Genomic DNA, 20,463 nt, shown 5'->3' on the forward strand with positions numbered 1-20,463 from the left:
ATCGTGGATGTCTGATAAATAATGATACGGTAAAGGAGAAGGGTTATGTCAAAAGTAGTTGATTATTTCCTCAAGTATGTAGCATTCGATACGCAGTCCGCAGAGGATGCGGGGACAGTTCCGAGTACGGAAAAACAGTTCGCGCTGGCGAAGCTTCTGTCCGAACAGTTAAAGAATATCGGGGTGAAGGACGTCTCCATGAGTGAGCACGGCTACGTGTACGGAACGATTCCGGCAAACGGGGATTATAACTGCCAGACCGTCGGCTTCCTCGCGCATATGGACACTTCACCGGATTGTCCGGATGAGAATGTCCGCCCGCAGCTCGTCAAACACTACGACGGAAAGGATATCACTTTAAATAAGGCGCTCGGAGTGAAGATGACAACAAAGATGTTCCCATTCTTAAAAAACTATGTGGGACAGGATCTGATCACCACCGACGGAACGACACTGTTAGGTGCAGATGACAAGGCGGGAATTGCCGAGATCATGACCATGGCAGAGACACTTCTGACACATCCGGAGATCCCGCACGGAACCATCAAGATCGCTTTCACACCGGACGAGGAAGTCGGACACGGTGTTGACTTCTTTGATGTTCCCGGCTGGGGCGCAGATGTGGCTTACACCGTTGACGGCGGCGCCTGGGGCGAGATGGAGTATGAGACCTTCAACGCGGCATCCATGAAAGTCACGATCCATGGAAGCAACATTCATCCGGGCAGCGCGAAGAACAAGATGAAAAACTCGATCCTGATCGGTCTGGAATTCCAGTCAATGCTGCCGGAGAACGAAAAGCCGCAGTATACGGAAAAATATGAGGGATTCTTCCATCTGAACAACATCGGCGGAAATGTCGAGAACACGACTCTTCACTATATTGTCCGTGACCATGATATGGCGCGGTTTGAGGAACGGAAAGCACTCGGAAAGAAGATCGGTGCGTTCTTAAACGAGAAGTACGGTGAGGGAACTGTTCAGGTGGAGATCGCAGACACCTACTACAACATGGCAGAGAAGATCCGCCCGCATATGTATTTGATGGATATCGCGGCGGAGGCATTTAAGGAGCTCGGCGTCGAGACACCGGTCGTAAATCCGGTCCGTGGCGGTACTGACGGATCCAGACTTTCCTACATGGGACTTCCATGTCCGAACCTCTGTACCGGCGGACATAACTATCATGGAAAGTATGAGTTCATCTGCATTCAGTCCATGGAGAAGACAGTGGAGCTGCTTCTTAAGATCGCAGAAAAGTTTACGAAGGTTGAGAAGCAGGCATAAAATCCGGATCAGGATATGGCTGTTTAGAAAATGCGGGAGGCGCTGGATGTCGCTTCCCGCTTTTCTTTTTGGATGTATGAATGTAATTTAGAACATGGCTTTATGTTGAAGGGGCAGATTATTCATGATATAATGAGCGAAAGTGAGTCAGAAGCGTGCTTGCACGGTTATGGCGAACGGCGAAATTAGTGAGTGACGAAGTCACGATATAATCATGCGCAGAAAGGCGGTACAGATTATGATAAAAACGATTCAAAGACGTCTGGACGCGATCCTGCATTGGAATATTTCCTTTGTGGGCGGTTTCCTCGGCGGTTATGCAATCCTTTCCCATGCCGGAGTCTTCGGCTCTGCACAGACAGGAAACCTGATGGAGATGGCTTCGAACGTCCGATTTATGGAATGGGAGGAATTGGGACTCCGTCTGCTGGCGATGGTGATCTTCGCCTGCGGTGTGATCGCCTCCTATATGCTGACAAACTATACAAACTTACATATGCGGAAGCTGGCGATCTGGGTGGATGCGACCGGTCTCGGACTTACGGCCCTGCTGCCGGATTGGTTCTCGCCGATTGCGGGTGTTTACCCGATCTTTTTTTGCTCAGCATTCCAGTGGGGGGTATATTCCGGCGCAGATGGTTTCAACAGCGCGACGGTTTTCATCACAAACAACTTCAAACAATCCGTCCTCGGCTGGACGCAGTATGCGTTGACAAAAGATAAAGAATTTAAGAGAAAAGCCGTGCTCTACAGCAACACGGTACTTATGTTCTTTCTCGGTGCCCTCCTCGGTGTCACCGGTGTAGCTGCCTTCGGCAACGCACTCGGTGCCTGCGTAGGCTTTATTCCCCTTGCTGTCGCGCGGATCTTTATCAGCATCGGTGAACTTCCGATAGAAGATGAGACTCCGGAGGAGACAGAGGAGGAGGCAGAAGAGATGATGGAAGAGGCGAAGATTTTGGAGAAGGAAGAGAAGAAGAAAATTTAAAAATTGGATATTTGATGAACGGGAATGGGCAGTTGATTCAGGGATGGGTCGGCTGCCTGTTTTGTATATCGGGAAATGCCGAAAAATTCCCTGGTACACAAAAAGACACGAATGTGCGAATGATAGTAAACGCTCCAAAAATCACCTAAAAGGCAGAAAAATATGGTAATATAAGAGTTATATAAAAGGTAAATTCTGTGGATTCAGGTGCGGCTCAGTCAGGAAGAGAAAGCTGACGGAGAAAACGGAGAAAACTGGGATCTGCGAGATTTGCAGGTGATGGCGGCTATTTTCAGACATGGAATAATATCAGGAATTCGTTGCAGAGAAGAAATGAACTGAAAGGAGACAGTATGAAATATCTGGCACACATAGAAGGGGAACGGGAACAGACCATAAAAGAGCATTCCATAGGAACTGCCGAATTGGCAGCAATGTTTGCTAAAGCATTTGTCAAAGATGATTGGGGATATTGTGTCGGAATGTTGCATGATATTGGTAAGTATTCTGAGCAGTTTCAGAAGAAAATTCAGGGAGACAACAATATTAAAGTGGACCATTCAACTGCAGGAGCAAAAGTATGCTATGAGATGGGTGGCTTATATGGGATCTTAAGCTATTGTATTGCCGGGCATCATGCAGGTTTGCCGAATACGGGGACTATATCAGGATTGGATAAATCGAGTCTGTTTGGACGATTGAAGAAAGGGGTGGATGATTTTAGCCGTTATAAAGATGAAATAAACATTCCATGTTTAAAAACATTTCCTTTCAATCCCCAGAAGACGGTAACTCCGGATTTTTCACTAAGTGTTTTTATTCGGATGATGTATTCCTGTCTGGTAGATGCGGATTTTTTAGACACAGAATATTTCATGGAGAATGGAGCAACAAATCGAGATGCGGGCGATCCGTTAAATAAGTTATATCAAAGATTATACAACCATGTAGGCGGTTGGCTGTCAAATGAAAATTTGGAAACTATTAATGGACGGCGCAGTGAAATTTTACGACATTGCATTGCTTCAGGAAAAGAAGAACCGGGAATGTTCCGCCTTACGGTGCCAACCGGAGGAGGAAAAACATTGGCATCTTTGGCATTCGCTTTGAAGCATGCAATCGAATACGGGATGGAACGGGTAATTTATGTAATTCCATATACGAGCATAATTGAGCAGAACGCAAAAGTATTTCGGGATATATTGGGCAGCCAAAATGTTCTCGAAAATCATTATAATGTGGACTATGAATCTTCCGAGGAATTTCGACCAATGCAGCTTGCAGCGGAGAACTGGGATAAACCAGTTATTGTCACAACGAATGTTCAATTTTTTGAGTCCTTGTTTTCTAATAAATCCTCGAAGTGCCGGAAATTACATCGAATTGCAAATAGTGTGATCATATTTGATGAAGCGCAAATGCTGCCAACTGACTATCTAATCCCATGTCTGGCGGTGATGGAAGAGCTGGTTCAAAACTATCACTCAAGTCTTGTTCTTTGCACTGCAACACAACCTGCATTGGATGGATTGTTTCGGAATAAATGGAATATTCGCGAATTATGTCCGAGAAAAGAAGAGCAGTTTCAGTATTTTACGAGAACAAGTTTCCGGACAATTGGCAGAATCAGTGAGGACGAGCTTGTGGAACGTTTAATGGAAGAAGAACAAACACTTTGCATTGTCAATACAAAAGCGCGGGCACAATCCGTGTACGAAAAATTAAAAGGGAATGGAAAAGAGCACGTGTACCATCTTTCCACATCAATGTATCCGAAACATCGAATGTCCGTGCTTCAGAAAGTGCGGGAGAGATTAAAACAGAAAGAAGGGGAGTGCAGAAAATCCTGTATTTTAATAGCCACGAGTTTGGTGGAAGCAGGAGTTGATCTTGATTTTCATTCGGTATACCGTCAGCTTGCGGGAGTTGATTCTATGATTCAGGCTGCAGGTAGGTGCAATCGTGAAGGAAAACAGGCAGCAGAAGATAGTAATGTCTACATCTTTTCATTGGCGGAAAGAGAGTACATGCCGGGGCAGAGAAAACAAATGGATGTAGCAAACTCGCTTATGAACCGGGGGATGGATTTCTCGGACCCAGAAACTGTTGAACAATATTTCAGAGAATTGTATTATCTTCAAAGAAATGTTTTGGATAAAAAGAATATCATGGATGAGTTTAAAAAGAACAGTTACAATTTCTCGACAGTTGCAAAAGAGTTCAAACTGATAGAAGAGAATACCATTTCGATTTTGGTGCCGCGCGAGGAAGAGGCGAAACAGATCTTAAGCGAAATTCGTTGTAAGGGATATACGAAATCATTGATGAGAAAAGCAGGACAGTATTGTGTTAATGTATACGAGAAAAATTTTAAAATGCTGTATGATGCCGGGATGCTTCGGGCAATATCGGAGGATATCAAGGATTTGTATGAACTTTGTAAAGAAGATGAGTATGCGAAGGAATGGGGGCTTACATTAAAAATCGAATCGGGGATGGGAGTATTTTATTAGCGGTCGGGAAAAAGGATCGTTAATTGTTTCTAAAATGGAGGTCCAACGGGATAAAACGTTTTATCCATGTTGGACCTTGCTTCATGTTGGCGTATTTGTCAACATTTCAATCCACAGCTTTAATTAAAGTGAAAGCTGACATTTAAATTATAATACAAAACAATATAGTTGTGTAAAAAATATGAGACTAATACAGATCCATTTACTTATGCTAATGCAAATAAAAAGTTTATTTCGTTGATAAATAAGCAAACAGAATTATGAGGCTATTGATTTTATGATAGGGGTGTGATATAGTATAACTGTAAAATAACAGACAATAATTGATAAAAATTCAAAATGCGTAACATTAGTGCGTTGACGTGCGATGTATACTTTGAATTGTGAAAATCAAAAATCACATGAGCATTACAGGAAGAGGTGATGAAATTCATGAGTGTAAAAGTAAAGGTTTGGGGTGATTACGCTTTGTTTTCCCGTCCGGAGATGAAGGTGGAACGTTGCAGCTATGATGTAATCACACCGTCAGCAGCACGAGGAATTCTCGAAGCAATATACTGGCACCCAGGTCTTAGATGGGTAATTGACAAGATTTATGTAAACAAACCAATCCGGTTTACCAGTGTACGGAGAAATGAGGTAAAGAGCAAAGTTTCTGCCAATAATGTATTGCAGGTTTATAATGGTGCAGATAAACTACTGTACATAAATACAAAAGAGGATATTGTCCAAAGGGCTTCGTTGATTCTTTGTGACGTAGAGTATGTGATCGAAGCGCACTTTGAAATGACTGACAAGGCAAATAGCACAGACAATCCAGGCAAGTTTCAGGATATTATGATGCGAAGGCTTAAACGGGGAGAATGTTACCATATGCCATGTTTTGGCTGTCGGGAGTTCCCGGCAAATTTTGCTTTGTGGGAAGAAGAAAAATGTGATTCGTATTATGAAAATGTTCCGGAGAAGGATTTGGGCTTTATGTTATATGACATAGATTATACAGATCCTGATCATATAGAGCCTATGTTTTTCCGCGCAGTCATGAAACATGGCATAATCGATTTAAGGAATTGCGAGGTGATACGGTGATACTTCAGGCACTTGTAAAACAGTATGAAAATCTGGCAGCAGACAATCGTGTGTCCAGAGAAGGTTGGTGTGAAGCAAAAGTATCATATGCAATTGATCTGGCGTCAGATGGCACGGTCAGAGGTTTTATAAACTTAAAAAAGGAAGAAGAACGTGGCAAAAAAAAGGTCTTGGTTCCGGATTTCAGAAATGTTCCCCAGATGGTAACGCGATCTTTAGGAGTAGCGGCAAATTTTCTATGTGATAATTCCAAATATATGTTGGGTCTGGATAAAGATGGAAGCTCAAAACGAATGCTGGATTGTTTTCAGGTCGCGAAAGAAAAGCATTTAAAACTGTTAGGCAGTGTGGAAGGAGAAATGGCATCTGCGATCCGGGCATATTTTGAGAATTGGGATCCTGAGCATTTACCGGAAGATTTAGCCCAAACAGCAATCTGGGAAGAAATCACAGATGGCGGCAATCTGATTTTTATTTTGAATGGGTTGGAAGCTCAAGAAGATGAAGCAATCCGGTCAATGTGGGATCAAATGCAGATATCCGGTACCGAGACAGAAGATGAGGCGATTGGAACTTGCTTAGTTACCGGAGTGAAGACGAAGGTATCTCGAATCCACAGAGCAATCAAAGGTGTTCCCGGAGCACAATCCAGTGGTGCAGCACTGGTATCTTTTAATGCTCCGGCGTTCGAATCATATGGGAAAGAACAAAGCTATAATGCTCCGGTAGGAAAATATGCAGAATTTGCTTATACAACAGCACTGAATTATCTTTTAGCACAGAGAAAATATACATTTCAGTTAGGTGATACGATTGTAATATATTGGGCGGATAACGGACAACAGACCTATCAGGATATTTTTTCGTTTTCTCTTGAGCCAACCATTGATAATCAGGAGACGATATATGAGATTTTCGAATGCATAAAGAAAGACCAGCCTATTGAAATAAAAGACATTAGCTTGGATCCGGATCAAAAATTTTATATTTTAGGTCTTGCACCGAATGCCGCAAGAATTTCCGTTCGCTTTTTCTATCAAAATTCATTTGGAAAGATTTTGGAGCATCTGTCGGAACATTATGAACGCACCAGAATTGTAAAGCCATCATGGGAAACGCAGGAATATATAGGAATACGAGAGATGTTAATGGAAACCGTTAATATGAATTCTCGTGATAAAAACCCTGTCGCTAATATGGCATCTATGGTGTTGCAGGCAATACTTGCAGGCGGACGTTATCCGGCGAGCCTTTATACGGACACATTAATTCGAATTCGGGCTGACCAGGGAGATAAAAAAATGACCTGGGGGCGTGCCGCAATTCTCAAATTATATCTAATACGAAATACAAATTGGAAGGAAGGAGTGAATTTTATGGGATTAAATAAAAACTGTAAAGATCCGGCATATTTGCTGGGACGTTTGTTTGCAGTACTTGAATTTGTTCAGAAGGATGCCAATCCGGGAATTACTTCTACAATTCGTGATAGATATTTTAATTCCGCCTGCACGACTCCAGCATCAGTTTTTCCTATCTTGATTCGACTGAAGAACAGTCATATTAAGAAGCTGGAGCGCGATAATACAGGAACAAAAGTCTATTATGAAAAACTGTTGACAGAGATCCTTGGCGAATTGAATAAAATTCCGATGCGCCTGACTTTGGAAGAACAGGGAATGTTTGATTTAGGATATTATCACCAGTTACAGGATAAATATACAAAACGGGAGGATAAGGAATGAGCGAAGTGATTAAAAACAGGTATGAATTTGTAATATTGTTTGATGTAGAAAACGGAAATCCGAACGGAGATCCTGATGCGGGAAATTTGCCGCGCATTGATCCGGAAAGTGGTTTGGGGCTTGTTACAGACGTTTGCTTGAAACGAAAAATTCGAAATTATGTGGAAACGGTAAAAGAGGGAGAGAAAGGTTACCAGATCTATATCCGAGAAGATGTTCCGTTAAATAGAAGTGACAGGAGAGCCTGTGAGGTTCTTGGAATTACGGATACTGATGATAAAAAGGTGACAGAAGGTCTGAAAAAATTAAAGAAGAATGATCCTGATGCAGATATTAAAATTCGCGATTATATGTGTCAGAACTTTTTTGATATTCGTACTTTTGGTGCGGTCATGACAACATTTATGAAAGCCTCTTTAAATTGTGGACAGGTCAGAGGGCCGGTTCAGATTGGATTCGCGAGAAGCATTGACCCGGTGATCAGCCAAGAGGTTACAATTACAAGAGTAGCAATTACGACTGAAAAAGATGCTGAGGATAAAAAAACAGAAATGGGACGGAAAAGCATCGTGCCATACGGACTTTATAGGGCAGAGGGTTATATATCGGCAAATCTGGCACGAAAAGTGACGGGATTTTCTGAGGAAGATTTAGAACTTTTATGGGAAGCAATTATAAATATGTTTGAAAATGATCATTCGGCCGCAAGAGGAAAAATGGCTGTTCGTGAATTGATCGTATTTAAACACAGTAAAGAATTAGGAGATTGCCCGGCATATAAATTATTTGGCGCAGTGGAAGTGACAAGAAAGAATGATGTCATGTATCCGAGAAATTATCGTGATTATGAGGTTACTATTCACGAAGAACAAATACCTGAATCTGTTGAAGTGAAAAGGATGATTGAATGAGTTATTCTGAAGATGACTATTTGATGATATCAGGAATTCAGCATTTCAAATTCTGCAGAAGGCAATGGGCATTTATTCATATTGAGCATCAATGGGCAGAAAATGAGCATACAGTAATTGGTGAATTGATGCACAAAAAAGCACATGATCCATATCTGACAGAGAAAAGAAAGGATGTAATTTATGTACGAGCCCTTCCTGTGCACTCTAAGGAAATGGGTGTGACCGGTGAATGTGATGTCGTTGAGTTTCATAAGTGTGAGGACGGTGTAAGTTTGCACGGTCATAGAGGATTGTATTCAATACATCCGATAGAATACAAAAAAGGCAGACCGAAACATACGGAAGAGGATATTTTGCAGCTTACAGCACAGGCGATGTGTCTGGAAGAGATGTTTTCGACAGAAATTCCGGAAGGCGCACTTTTTTATGGAGAAACCAGGCGGCGTGAGATCGTCAAGATCACACAGGAACTTCGGACTGAAGTACAGGATATGTTTTTGGAGATGCATCAGTACTATCAAAGAGGCTATACGCCAAAATCAAAGTACAGTAAGGCATGCCAGTCGTGTTCCTTAAAAGATATCTGTCTTCCCAAAATGAATCGTTCCGGAAGTGTAAAGGAATATATTTCAAAGAGACTTACGGAGGAAGAAGAATGAAAAAACTGCTGAATACATTGTATGTAACGTCTGAGAACAGTTATCTGGCACTGGATGGTGAAAATGTCGTCATTTATGAGCATCAGGATGAACTCGGTCGGCTGCCTCTGCATAATCTTGAAGGAATTGTCTCATTTGGATATCGCGGCACGAGTCCGGCGCTTATGGGTGCATGTGCAGACAGAAATATTTCTTTGTGCTATATGACACCACAGGGAAAATTTCTGGCACGTGTAACGGGAAGAGTTCATGGAAATGTACTTTTACGGGAACAGCAGTATATGAGCAGTAAAACAGAGAAGATAGGATTGGAGATCGCAAAAAATTGTATAACCGGAAAAGTATACAATGCCCGTTGGGTCATTGAGCGGGCATTGCGAGATCATCCGCTTCAGGTTGATACGGAACGATTGAAAAAAGCTTCATTTCAATTGAAGGAGGCGCTTAGTCGAATTCAGGACAGTATTTCAAGAGAACAGCTTCGGGGATATGAAGGTGAGGCTGCCAGTATATATTTTGGAGTATTTGACGAACTGATTTTGCAGCAGAAAAAGGACTTTTTCTTTCATGAACGAAGTAAGCGGCCACCTATGGATAATGTAAATGCGTTGTTGTCGTTTGTGTATACATTATTGACAAATAATATCACGGCAGCATTGGAAAGTGTTGGATTGGATCCGTGTGTTGGATATCTACATACCGATCGTCCGGGAAGAGCATCACTGTCGCTTGATCTGATTGAAGAATTACGCCCTGTAGTAGCAGATCGATTTGTTTTATCCTTGATCAACAAAAAAATCGTAACAGGAAAAGACTTCAAACAGAAAGAAAATGGAGCTGTTTTGATGGATGATGACTGTCGAAAAAAGCTTATAACGGAATGGCAGAAGAAGAAAAAGGAGGTTATTACCCATCCATTTTTGAATGAAAAAATAGAATGGGGAATGGTTCCGTATGCGCAGGCTATGCTTTTAGCACGATATCTACGCGGAGATTTAGATTCCTATCCAACATTTTTATGGAAATGAGGTGAGACATATGTTAGTATTAATTACCTACGATGTAAACACAGAAACAGCAGCAGGGCGTGCGCGTCTTAGGAAAGTTGCCAAGCAGTGTGTAAACTATGGAAGACGCGTACAGAATTCTGTTTTTGAGTGTATCGTAGATAACGCACAATGTATCATGTTAAAATCACTTCTTGCAGACATTATTGATGTCAGCGTTGATAGTCTCCGTTTTTATTACTTGGGAAACAAATATGCAACCAAGGTGGAGCAGATCGGTGTTGACAAGGGAATAGCTGCCGATGATGTGCTGATCGTTTAAATACAAGTCGGTGCGAACCAAAAGCATACATGAAAATGCTAAGGGATTCGCACCTGAAAAAATGCACAAAAATTATGAAATACATTGATTATTGGAATGGATAATTCACATTGAATGGAGATTTATGTACAGTATGCTGAAAGGAAATGTGATGTTTTAGATGGATTTTAGTAATCAATGCTGTCGCCTCCCTCGCGGAGGCGTGGATTGAAATACCATAGCTTAATGCATCGCTATAAACAGTAGGGTCGCCTCCCTCGCGGAGGCGTGGATTGAAATCAGTTTTAAAGTAGCTTATATAAAAGATAATGGTGTCGCCTCCCTCGCGGAGGCGTGGATTGAAATAATAACACTGCCGCCATCAGCTATGCCCTCATTTTGTCGCCTCCCTCGCGGAGGCGTGGATTGAAATAGATACGTAGTGCGTAACTGATCACTTGTGTAAGTCGCCTCCCTCGCGGAGGCGTGGATTGAAATGTCAGACGATCGGAGATAAGCTCCGACCGTCTTGTCGCCTCCCTCGCGGAGGCGTGGATTGAAATTAAAAAGGAGGAGTATGGAAAGCAAGAATCCCACGTCGCCTCCCTCGCGGAGGCGTGGATTGAAATTTAAGCGGCAGGAAGGGATTGAGATCATCCGTCGTCGCCTCCCTCGCGGAGGCGTGGATTGAAATGTAAGTGGAATACTCGCTTGCGTGTAACCATGCTCGTCGCCTCCCTCGCGGAGGCGTGGATTGAAATCTTTGCTATGTCGATATACTCGTCAAGCGGAAGAGTCGCCTCCCTCGCGGAGGCGTGGATTGAAATACACGAAGATCGGTGGATATACGCCGGCCGAAGACGTCGCCTCCCTCGCGGAGGCGTGGATTGAAATGCCTGGTTAAAGGCCGCGATTGCTTTCTTCGCGAAAGTCGCCTCCCTCGCGGAGGCGTGGATTGAAATCACGAAGATCGGTGGATATACGCCGGCCGAAGAGGTCGCCTCCCTCGCGGAGGCGTGGATTGAAATTTACTTTCTGCAAACGATCAACGCCGTTCAGCTTCCGTCGCCTCCCTCGCGGAGGCGTGGATTGAAATTACTTCTGTAAAGTCGGAGGCATATTCTCCTTTGTCGCCTCCCTCGCGGAGGCGTGGATTGAAATATATGGTGGGAAGGTTTATAATGATGTGGTTGGAGGTCGCCTCCCTCGCGGAGGCGTGGATTGAAATATCAATGATAACATACTGCTCATAATCTGTGTTAGTCGCCTCCCTCGCGGAGGCGTGGATTGAAATAATCGTTGATTGCGTTGAAGAGGAAACTTTATACGGTCGCCTCCCTCGCGGAGGCGTGGATTGAAATCTCAGATGCCCCTTTGGAGTTCAGAAGTTCGTCAAAGTCGCCTCCCTCGCGGAGGCGTGGATTGAAATGGATTGGTATTCTCCTTATACTCCTCGCAACAGGTCGCCTCCCTCGCGGAGGCGTGGATTGAAATGCGCCACCCACCCCGGAGGATGTGAGGGAATATTGTCGCCTCCCTCGCGGAGGCGTGGATTGAAATATACGGCACAGAGCCGCAGGAGAACGGCATACAGGAGTCGCCTCCCTCGCGGAGGCGTGGATTGAAATGACAAGATTCCAAGAGAATCGCGAGAGGAAGCCTGTCACCTCCCTCGCGGAGGCGTGGATTGAAATCGTGAGAGATGGGACGAAGTGAGAAAGTCCGTGATGTCGCCTCCCTCGCGGAGGCGTGGATTGAAATGCACAAAACAACACAAGTCATAAATGCTCCTTATCGTCGCCTCCCTCGCGGAGGCGTGGATTGAAATATAAAATTCCATCCACTTAATAATACCGTATCTGGTCGCCTCCCTCGCGGAGGCGTGGATTGAAATAAGATGGAATAGAAGTTTACTGCTTACCGGATGGGTCGCCTCCCTCGCGGAGGCGTGGATTGAAATCATTCAAAAAACGGTCATAACTTCTTAGGAGACTGTCGCCTCCTCGCGGAGGCGTGGATTGAAATATCGCGGACTGCTGCCTCGAAAAACGGGAAGGCCGGTCGCCTCCCTCGCGGAGGCGTGGATTGAAATCCGTCCAACGAAAGCCTTATCTCCTGCTTGTTCAACGTCGCCTCCCCGCGGAGGCGTGGATTGAAATATGTGTCACAAATCGCTATCATCTTGCAGAGGTGTGAATCAAAAAATCCATCCCCCCCATTGCAATTCCCCGCTATTTTTCATATACTTATAATATGAGTGGATAGATGCAGCCGCTATGTGTTGGGCATTTTGCCTGCCGTAGTTGAACGGGGCACTATCCACTCTTTTATGCTTATGAACAATCAATAGCCCTCACGCGGACTCCCGCAGCAGCCGGATCAGCTCCTCCATCGCCGGAAGTGTCTGTTTTCCTTTCAGCGTAACGATGGAGTAGCTGGTAGTATCAGCTGGATTTCCAATCCGGAAGCAGCGGACAGGCTTGGGATAGCGGAAATTTTTCATGTACTGGTAGAAGTTGAATGCGATTCCATAGCCTTCTGCTGCGAGCTGACAGGCAGATTCAAGATTTTCAAGGAGAAAGACCTGTCCCGGTTCAGCGTGATCATAAGCAATGGCAAGGTCTGTGTAGTGTCTGGAGGACTGCTCCGGCTTTTGCAGGATAAAACGTTCCCCGTTAAATTGTTTGAGATCGATCCTTGGACATGGATCTTTCCGGCTTTTCTTTGCCGCGCCCGCGCACAGTGGGTGATCGGCGGAGACAACAGCGACCATATAGTCCTTATAGAGAGGACGGTATTCCAGCAGCGGATGGCTGGAGGATTCGTTTACGATGGCAAAATCAAGCTCTCCGGCAAGCAGATGCCGGATCATCTGCTCAGTAGATTCCTCGTATGGGACCAGCTTCACATCCGGATAGCGGGCGGAAAAAACAGGCAGTGCCTTCGCAAGAAGATAAAGTGTTCTTCTGGGATGGATTCCGAAACGGATCGTTCCCGAAGAGCCACCCATGTATTTTTGAAGCTCATTTTCATAATGGGCTTCTATTTTTATCATCTCTTTTGCATGTTCCAAATAGATCTTTCCGGCCTCGGTTGGGACAAACTGTTTCCCGATCCGGTCGAAAAATCTTGTCCCGGTGCGTTCTTCAAGATTTCCTAAAAATATGCTGAGGGCAGGCGGAGAGATATGCAGGGCTTGCGCCGCATCCTTAATTCCCCTGTGTTTTTCAATTTCAAGCATATAGAGCTGTTCCCGCATATCCATGGCGTTTCGCTGGTCCTTTCCCTGAATAAATATTTGCAATTTCGCATAAAAATAAACAATATTAAATAAAACAATAAAAATATTAAACTTGCTTTAATTTTATATCTTGATTATAGTCTAAGAAAGAAAACAAATCAAGGAAGGATTGGAAGTATGAAACCATTAAAAGAAAAAAAGCCTTTTCAGGCGCCGCACACATTTGTGATCCTTGTAGCGCTGATTCTTCTGGCAGTCGCAGCCACTTATGTTGTGCCTGCCGGAGAGTATACCCGGTATACGGATGAGGCGACAAACAGAACCCTCGTGGAAGCGGGGAGCTTCCATTATGTCGAATCTCATCCGGTAAGCTTTTTAACCGTTCCGGCACTGATCTACAGGGCGATCGTAAAGGCGGCAAGCACAGTTACGTTTATCCTTATTATCGGCGGCTCTTTTGAGATCATCACATCCACAGGGATCCTCACAGTTCTCTGTAAGAAGATGGCGAAAGCCTTCCGCGGCCGCGAGTATTTTGTGATCCCTGCATTTCTGCTGTTATTTTCTGTTTTTGGAACAACGATGGGAATGTCTGCCGAGGTCATGATCTTTGTGCCGATCGGAATTGCCCTTGCGGCATCTCTGGGACTTGACAAAGTGACAGGTACCGCAATGATTGCTATGGGCGCCGCATCCGGATTTACAGCCGGAATCCTGAATCCCTTCAATGTCGGTGTTGCTCAGGATATTGCGGAGATCCCGATGTTTTCCGGTATGGGATACCGCATTTTTATTCTCGGAGTTCTTCTGGTGATCGATACGGTCTACATTACCTGGTACGCAAAGCGCGTGAAAGCGGACCCGACAAAGAGCATCATTTACGGAGAGCCTGAGGACCAGGAATTTACTTTCGATGATACAGAAGAAGCGCTGAACCTGACCCATGGTCTGACTCTGGTAGTGATCGTAGCCGGCTTTGCGGTCCTGATCTATGGACTCAGTAAGCTCGGATGGTATTTTGAGGAGATGTCTGCGATCTTTATCGCGATGGGTGTGCTCTGCGGTATCGTGAACCGCTATAGCCCAAACAAGATCGCCGCTACGTTCGGAAACGGAGCGAAGGGAATCGTTGTGGGAGCTCTGATCGTTGGTATTGCCCGCGGTGTTGAGCTTGCATTATTTGACGCGATGATCCTTGACACCATCGTCCATGCGATCGCAAGTATCGTAAACATTCTTCCGCAGTCCTTAAAAGCCATCGGAATGTTCCTTGCACAGTCACTTGTCAACTGTGTGATCACCTCCGGTACCGGACAGGCCGCGGTTACCATGCCTCTTATGGTACCGGTTGCGGATCTGATCGGTATTACGAGACAGACAGCCGTCCTTGCGTTCCAGCTGGGAGACGGATTTTCAAACTCTGTTCTTCCGACATCCTCTGCGCTGATGGGTTATCTCGTCGTTTCGAAGATCCCGTATGTTAAATGGTTAAAATTCATGATGCCGTTATTCCTGATCTGGACATTCTTCGGATGTCTGTTCATGCTTGGGGCACTCATGATCGGCTATTAAGACGGAGGAAAAGAGAAGATGCAGGATTTTGAAGTGAAGGAGCGTTTAAGAGAACATCTGGAGTACCTTTGTTCGTTCGATAAGCTCTCTGGTGAACCGGAGGCGTATCGCGCGGTCGAGTATATTCTTGATGTATTGGAAAAATCCGGGATCTCCTGCCATGAGGAGGATTTTCCGGCTTATCTGAGCAATCCGGTGAGCAGTGTCCTTATCGCAGATGGTGAGGAGTTCCCATGCCGTCCAAGGTCTTTCTCGGAGAGCACAAAAGGGAGGATCGAGATCCCACTGATCTACGATTCCGGAACAAAAACGGAAGTCTCCCTTTCAGATCAGAAACGGTTTATGGAAACAGTTGCCGGAAAGCTTGTCCTCGGGTACGGATTTGATGAGCGTTATGCAAAATTGCTGGAGCAGCATGGAGCGGCTGGGTGGATCCAGATCTGGACCTCCGACGAGGACGCGGTCCATGAGGACACGGTAAGCCCTGTCTGGGGAACTCCGGATATGGACTCATCTCTGTTCCAGTTACGGATGCCGGTGGTTGCCGTCTCAAAGCCCTGCGGGGAGAAACTGATCCGGAAGCTGAAAATATATGAGGCAGAAGGAAAACAGCTTTTTGCGCAGCTTTCCAGCGAGGTGGACACATGCGTAAAAAACGTCGCGCTGCCGATCGCCGAGATCCCGGGAAAGAGCAGGGATTTTGTCCTGCTCTCCGGTCACTATGATACCTGGTACCGTGGCGCTTTTGACAACTGCACGGCAAATGCGCTGGCTCTGGAGCTTGCCTGTTATATGAAAGAACATCAGGATGAGCTTTTCTATTCCCTGCGGATCGCCTGGTGGCCGGGACATTCCAATGGGCGCTATATGGGATCCACCTGGTATTGTGATCACCACTGGGATGAGCTTGAGGAGTACTGCATCGCTCACCTGAATCTTGATCTTCTGGGATCAAAAGGAGCAGACCATACGCTTGCGATCCGGACAGCGGGGCTTGAGGGCGAGGAATGGCTGAAAGAGCAGGTGCGGAAGGTAGATCCGGCGGCGGAAATGATGTTTGGGCGTATCGGGCGGGGAGCGGACCAGTCGCTCTGGGGCGCAGAGATCCCATATCACATCAATCCCCGTTATGAGGCGAAAAAAGAACGAAAACACTCGGATGCTCCGGGTCCCGGCGTGTACTGGTGGCATACGATCGACGATACCTTTGACAAGATCGATCTTGACGGGCTTTTGCGGGACGGAAGAGTCGTGGGCGTTCTGTTGTATGAACTCCTCTCGAAGGAGAAGCTTCCTGCCGATTATAGCAGCTATGCAAAAACCTGGCTCCCATACTTTGAGACGTTAAAAAATTCAGAGGAGCATGAACAGGCGGCGGATGAGATCGAAACACTTCTAAAAGAGGTTCTGGATCGTTGTGAAACGCTTGAACATATATGGGGAACGGAGAAGATCGAAGAACATAACCGCCTTTGCCGTCTCGTCGGAGGAGTTTTCAGCCGTCTTATGCACTCCACAGGCTCCGCGTATGAACAGGATACTTCTTTTGCATATGGTCCGCTGCAGCTTCTTAAAGCTTCCGCGAAGGCACTCCCTGAAAACAGTCCCGCGGATTGGAGCCTGTTCTATCAGACAACATTCGTGAGACAGAGAAACCGGATGGTGACGGAGCTTAGAAAACTGCTGAAAGAGATCGATCTGGAATTCAGGAATGGATCGGATCGCTTTGGATCTTCACGAAATTGTGACAGGAGAATGGAGATATGAAGAAAGAAACAATAAAGCAGGCCGTTGCGCCTTACATGGCAGAGCTTACCAAAATGGCAGACAGGATTTATGATCTGGCGGAGCCGGGACTTGAGGAAGTCCGCTCCAGTGCGATCCTTACAGATTATCTGGAAAAAAAAGGATTTCAGATCGAGCGCGGGATCGCAGATCTCCCGACTGCTTTCCGTGCTGTCTATGAACAGGGAAACGGAGGTCCTTCCTTTGGATTTCTCGCAGAGTACGACGCACTGAAAGGGATCGGTCATGCCTGCGGTCATCACATGCAGGGACCGTCTGTGATCGGAGCGGCCCTGGCACTCCGGGATCTCTGTAAGGATCAGCCCTATAAGATCGTGATCTACGGGACACCGGCGGAGGAGACGATCGGCGGAAAGATCATTATGAAGGAGAAAGGGTGTTTTCAGGATATCGATCTTGCGCTCATGATGCATGCAGCCCCCAATACCTGTGTCGATGTCCGCTGTATGGCACTTGAGTGCTTTTACGTTACCTTCCATGGGGTAGAAGCTCATGCCGCCATGAGCCCGCACAAAGGGAAGAGTGCCTTTGATGCCGCGCTTCTTTCCTTTCAGGGGATCGAGTTTATGAGGGAACATGTTCTTGAGGATTCCAGAATGCATTACACGGTTCTTGATGCCGGCGGTCCATCGAACATCGTTCCGGGAACGGCAAAGGCAGAGTATACACTTCGCTCTTATAGTACGGATTACTTAGAGAAGGTCATTGTTCCGAGATTTCAGGACATCATAAAGGGTGCGTGCCTGATGACGGGAACGACCTGTGAGATAGAGAGAAGCTATCCGTTTCAGGCAAAGATCCCGTGTCTGACCCTGAATGACCTGATCATGGAAAATGCCAGAAAATTTGAGGCACCACAGCTCGCCGGACCGCGTGAAAAGACGGGCTCCACGGACTTTGGAAATGTTATGTATGATGTGCCCGGATGCTGCATCCGCACAGCGTTTGTGCCAGAGGGTACCGCGGCGCATTCGCAGGAATATCTCGATGCGGGAAAGACGGAGCGGGCTCATGAAGCGATCCGGTCCGGTTCGGAGATCCTTGCGGGAACATGCATCGACATGATTGAAAGACCAGAGCTTTTGGAACAGATCAAAGAGGAGTTTCGGAAGCGGAAACAGGAAGAAATCGCAAAAATATGACAAAATTGTCATTTTCCAGTCATGAACAATTAAACTGCTGTCTGTAAAATATGAATCTGTAAGGAATTTAACAAATATCCAGAAAGGAAGATGATTATGACAGCAGCTATTGGTTTTCTGATGATCATCGCGATCGTAGCACTGCTTTTAAAGGGCAAAATGTCTCCGATCGTGGTACTTGCGGTGATTCCGGTCATTGCAGCCCTGATCCTCGGCTTCTCCCCGGTGGAGGTCATGGACTTCATTGCGGATGGAATCAAAACCACCACAAGCAATGGTATCTTATTTATCTTTTCAGTAATTTATTTTGGTGTTCTGGCAGACACCGGACTCTTTGATGTTATCGTAGGCTGGCTGGTAAAAAAAGCCGGAAACAATGTAATTGCGGTCACTGTAGTTACAGCGCTGATCGCAACGATCGCTCATCTGGACGGTACTACGGCTGTTACCGTTCTCATTACGATCCCGGCGATGTACCCGGTATATAAGAAGATGAACATTGACTCCCGTATCCTTCTCTGCCTGACAGGTGCCTGCATGGGCGTTATGAACCTGCTTCCGTGGGGCGGCCCGACAGCGAGAGCGGCTACTGTACTCGCTATGGATGCCACTGAGTTATGGCACATGCTGATCCCGCTTCAGGTTGTTGGCCTGATGATGAACATCATTCTTGCTGTACTCCTCGGCATGTTAGCCATCAAGCATGGTGCCGGCGCTGGAAAGGGCGTAGAGGTGGAGTCCGATGAGAAAGAGAAGAAAGAGGCAGCTGATTTAAGAAAATCCAACGCTTATCTGATCTTCAACTTCTTACTTACAGTAGGTGTGATTGCCCTGTTATCCACAGGTATCGGTAAATCCTATGTGATCTTCATGCTTGGTCTTTGCATCCTTCTGGCTGTCAACTACCCGAACCAGAAGACTCAGGACAAGCTGATCAAGAAGCACGCTCCGGCAGCCCTGATCATTTCCGCAACACTGTTTGCCGCAGGTGCTATGGTAGGTGTCTTCGACGGAACCGGTATGCTGGAAGCAATGGCAAATGCGATCATGGCGATCATTCCGGCAGCTCTTGGAAAGTACGTTCACATCATCTTTGGTATTCTGGCGCTTCCGCTTGGTCTCTGCGTTGGAACAGACGCATACTTCTATGGCATCATGCCATTAGTTATGCAGGTAGGCGAGACCTATGGCGTGGCTTCCCTGAATACTGCCCTGACCATGCTGATCGGTAAGAACCTTGCGTTAATGGTAAGCCCGTTAGTACCGGCAACTTACCTCGCGATCGGTCTGACAGGAACAGAGCTGAAAGATCATATGAAATTCAGCATTCCGCCGTACTACATTATCAGCCTTATCATGCTGGTATTCGGTGTGATTCTTGGCATTGTTGCCATCTAAACGATACATGACGAATGAAAATCCTGTTCTGCAGTACGGATCTTGTACCGCAGAACGGGATTTTTTGCTATAATGAAAGAAAAATGACGCAGGAGTAAGGTTATGAATACAGAAAAGATCCTACTGGTGGACGATGAGCGTGCGATCCGGCTGGCTGTGCGGACCGCCCTGACCCGTGAAGGAATGCAGGTGACGGAGGCAGCCGATGGAAGTGAGGCTCTGGAGCTTTTAAAGAAACAACAGTTCCATCTGGTGATCCTGGACGTAATGATGGAACATGTGGGTGGTTATGATGTGCTGCAGGCAATGCGCGCCGCTGGAGACCACACGCCGGTCATGATGCTGTCGGGAAAATCCGATGAGATGGATCAGGTGCTGGGGCTCGGCTTTGGCGCGGACAGTTATCTGACAAAGCCGTTTCATACTGCGATCCTGATCCAGACAGCAAAGGCGCTGATCCGCAGAAGTCAGATCTACAGCCAGGGAGCATCCGGAGACACCGGGATCCGTAAGGGTCCGTTTACGGTAGATACCTTAAAGATGGAGTGCCTGAAAAACGGTGAGCCGTTAAATTTTACTGCCAGAGAGATGACCCTGTTCCGATTCTTGATGGAGCATCCGGGACAGGTGTTTACGAAGGAACAGCTTTATACCCAGGTATGGAATGAGGCGGTGGTGGATGACAATACCATCACCGTCTATGTGAAACGGATCCGGAACAAGATCGAGGATGACCCGAAGCAGCCCCGGTATCTGAAGACGGTACGTGGAATCGGATATATGCTGAATGTGTAGGAATAA

15 protein-coding genes and 1 CRISPR repeat array are annotated in these 20,463 nt (G+C 46.0%); of the genes, 14 read left to right on the forward strand and 1 reads right to left on the reverse strand.

What is annotated here, in order from left to right:
- Positions 1-45 precede the first annotated feature (45 nt).
- The 9 genes from pepT to cas2 all read left to right on the forward strand — a co-directional run bounded on the left by pepT (position 46) and on the right by cas2 (position 10,524).
- Positions 46-1,287, forward strand: coding sequence for a peptidase T (gene pepT, locus DW677_RS10030; RefSeq protein ID WP_117483149.1), 1,242 nt, complete (start codon positions 46-48; stop codon positions 1,285-1,287).
- 238 nt (positions 1,288-1,525) lie between these two features.
- Entirely contained in the window at positions 1,526-2,275 is a 750-nt protein-coding gene (locus DW677_RS10035; protein WP_117567091.1) for a YoaK family protein, read from the forward strand.
- Positions 2,276-2,628: 353 nt separating this feature from the next.
- Complete coding sequence (cas3, locus tag DW677_RS10040) at positions 2,629-4,788, forward strand: CRISPR-associated helicase Cas3' (RefSeq protein WP_117567093.1); 2,160 nt, start codon at positions 2,629-2,631, stop codon at positions 4,786-4,788.
- 432 nt (positions 4,789-5,220) lie between these two features.
- The gene (gene cas5c, locus DW677_RS10045) at positions 5,221-5,877 is read left to right on the forward strand and encodes a type I-C CRISPR-associated protein Cas5c (protein WP_117567115.1); all 657 of its coding nucleotides are present in this window, start codon (positions 5,221-5,223) and stop codon (positions 5,875-5,877) included.
- Positions 5,874-7,622 carry a type I-C CRISPR-associated protein Cas8c/Csd1 gene (cas8c, locus tag DW677_RS10050; protein ID WP_117567095.1) on the forward strand — a complete coding sequence of 583 codons (1,749 nt, stop codon included), beginning with the start codon at positions 5,874-5,876 and terminating at the stop codon, positions 7,620-7,622. The genes cas5c and cas8c overlap by 4 nt, the downstream gene beginning before the upstream one ends.
- On the forward strand, positions 7,619-8,533 hold the full coding sequence (gene cas7c, locus DW677_RS10055; protein WP_117567097.1) for a type I-C CRISPR-associated protein Cas7/Csd2: 915 nt from the start codon (positions 7,619-7,621) through the stop codon (positions 8,531-8,533). Before cas8c ends, cas7c begins: the two co-directional genes overlap by 4 nt.
- Positions 8,530-9,195, forward strand: a complete 666-nt coding sequence (gene cas4 / locus DW677_RS10060; protein WP_117567099.1) for a CRISPR-associated protein Cas4 — start codon at positions 8,530-8,532, stop codon at positions 9,193-9,195. The genes cas7c and cas4 overlap by 4 nt, the downstream gene beginning before the upstream one ends.
- On the forward strand, positions 9,192-10,223 hold the full coding sequence (gene cas1c, locus DW677_RS10065; RefSeq protein ID WP_117567100.1) for a type I-C CRISPR-associated endonuclease Cas1c: 1,032 nt from the start codon (positions 9,192-9,194) through the stop codon (positions 10,221-10,223). The genes cas4 and cas1c overlap by 4 nt, the downstream gene beginning before the upstream one ends.
- Before the next feature lie 10 nt (positions 10,224-10,233).
- Positions 10,234-10,524, forward strand: a complete 291-nt coding sequence (cas2, locus tag DW677_RS10070) for a CRISPR-associated endonuclease Cas2 (RefSeq protein WP_117567102.1) — start codon at positions 10,234-10,236, stop codon at positions 10,522-10,524.
- Between the two features lie 182 nt (positions 10,525-10,706).
- Positions 10,707-12,662: direct repeats of the CRISPR family, unit length 32 nt; unit sequence GTCGCCTCCCTCGCGGAGGCGTGGATTGAAAT.
- A gap of 194 nt (positions 12,663-12,856) precedes the next feature.
- Here the strand turns inward: cas2 and DW677_RS10075 are convergent.
- On the reverse strand, positions 12,857-13,744 hold the full coding sequence (locus tag DW677_RS10075; protein ID WP_165859938.1) for a LysR family transcriptional regulator: 888 nt from the start codon (positions 13,742-13,744) through the stop codon (positions 12,857-12,859).
- A gap of 177 nt (positions 13,745-13,921) precedes the next feature.
- Between DW677_RS10075 and DW677_RS10080 the strand changes: the two genes are divergently transcribed.
- From DW677_RS10080 to DW677_RS10100, 5 genes are all read left to right on the forward strand, one after another.
- Complete coding sequence (locus tag DW677_RS10080; RefSeq protein WP_117567105.1) at positions 13,922-15,316, forward strand: TIGR00366 family protein; 1,395 nt, start codon at positions 13,922-13,924, stop codon at positions 15,314-15,316.
- Positions 15,317-15,334: 18 nt separating this feature from the next.
- A complete protein-coding gene (locus tag DW677_RS10085; protein ID WP_117567107.1) occupies positions 15,335-17,083 on the forward strand; it encodes a M28 family peptidase in 1,749 nt (582 codons plus the stop codon).
- Complete coding sequence (locus DW677_RS10090; protein ID WP_117567109.1) at positions 17,080-18,264, forward strand: M20 family metallopeptidase; 1,185 nt, start codon at positions 17,080-17,082, stop codon at positions 18,262-18,264. The genes DW677_RS10085 and DW677_RS10090 overlap by 4 nt, the downstream gene beginning before the upstream one ends.
- Before the next feature lie 96 nt (positions 18,265-18,360).
- Positions 18,361-19,662: a citrate:proton symporter gene (locus DW677_RS10095; RefSeq protein ID WP_117471798.1), complete on the forward strand. Its 1,302-nt coding sequence runs from the start codon at positions 18,361-18,363 to the stop codon at positions 19,660-19,662.
- 102 nt (positions 19,663-19,764) lie between these two features.
- Complete coding sequence (locus DW677_RS10100) at positions 19,765-20,457, forward strand: response regulator transcription factor (protein WP_117469574.1); 693 nt, start codon at positions 19,765-19,767, stop codon at positions 20,455-20,457.
- Positions 20,458-20,463 lie beyond the last annotated feature (6 nt).

It is taken from the genome of Clostridium sp. AM25-23AC (genome assembly GCF_003435125.1).
Taxonomy (GTDB): Bacteria; Bacillota; Clostridia; order Lachnospirales; family Lachnospiraceae; genus Pilosibacter; species Pilosibacter fragilis.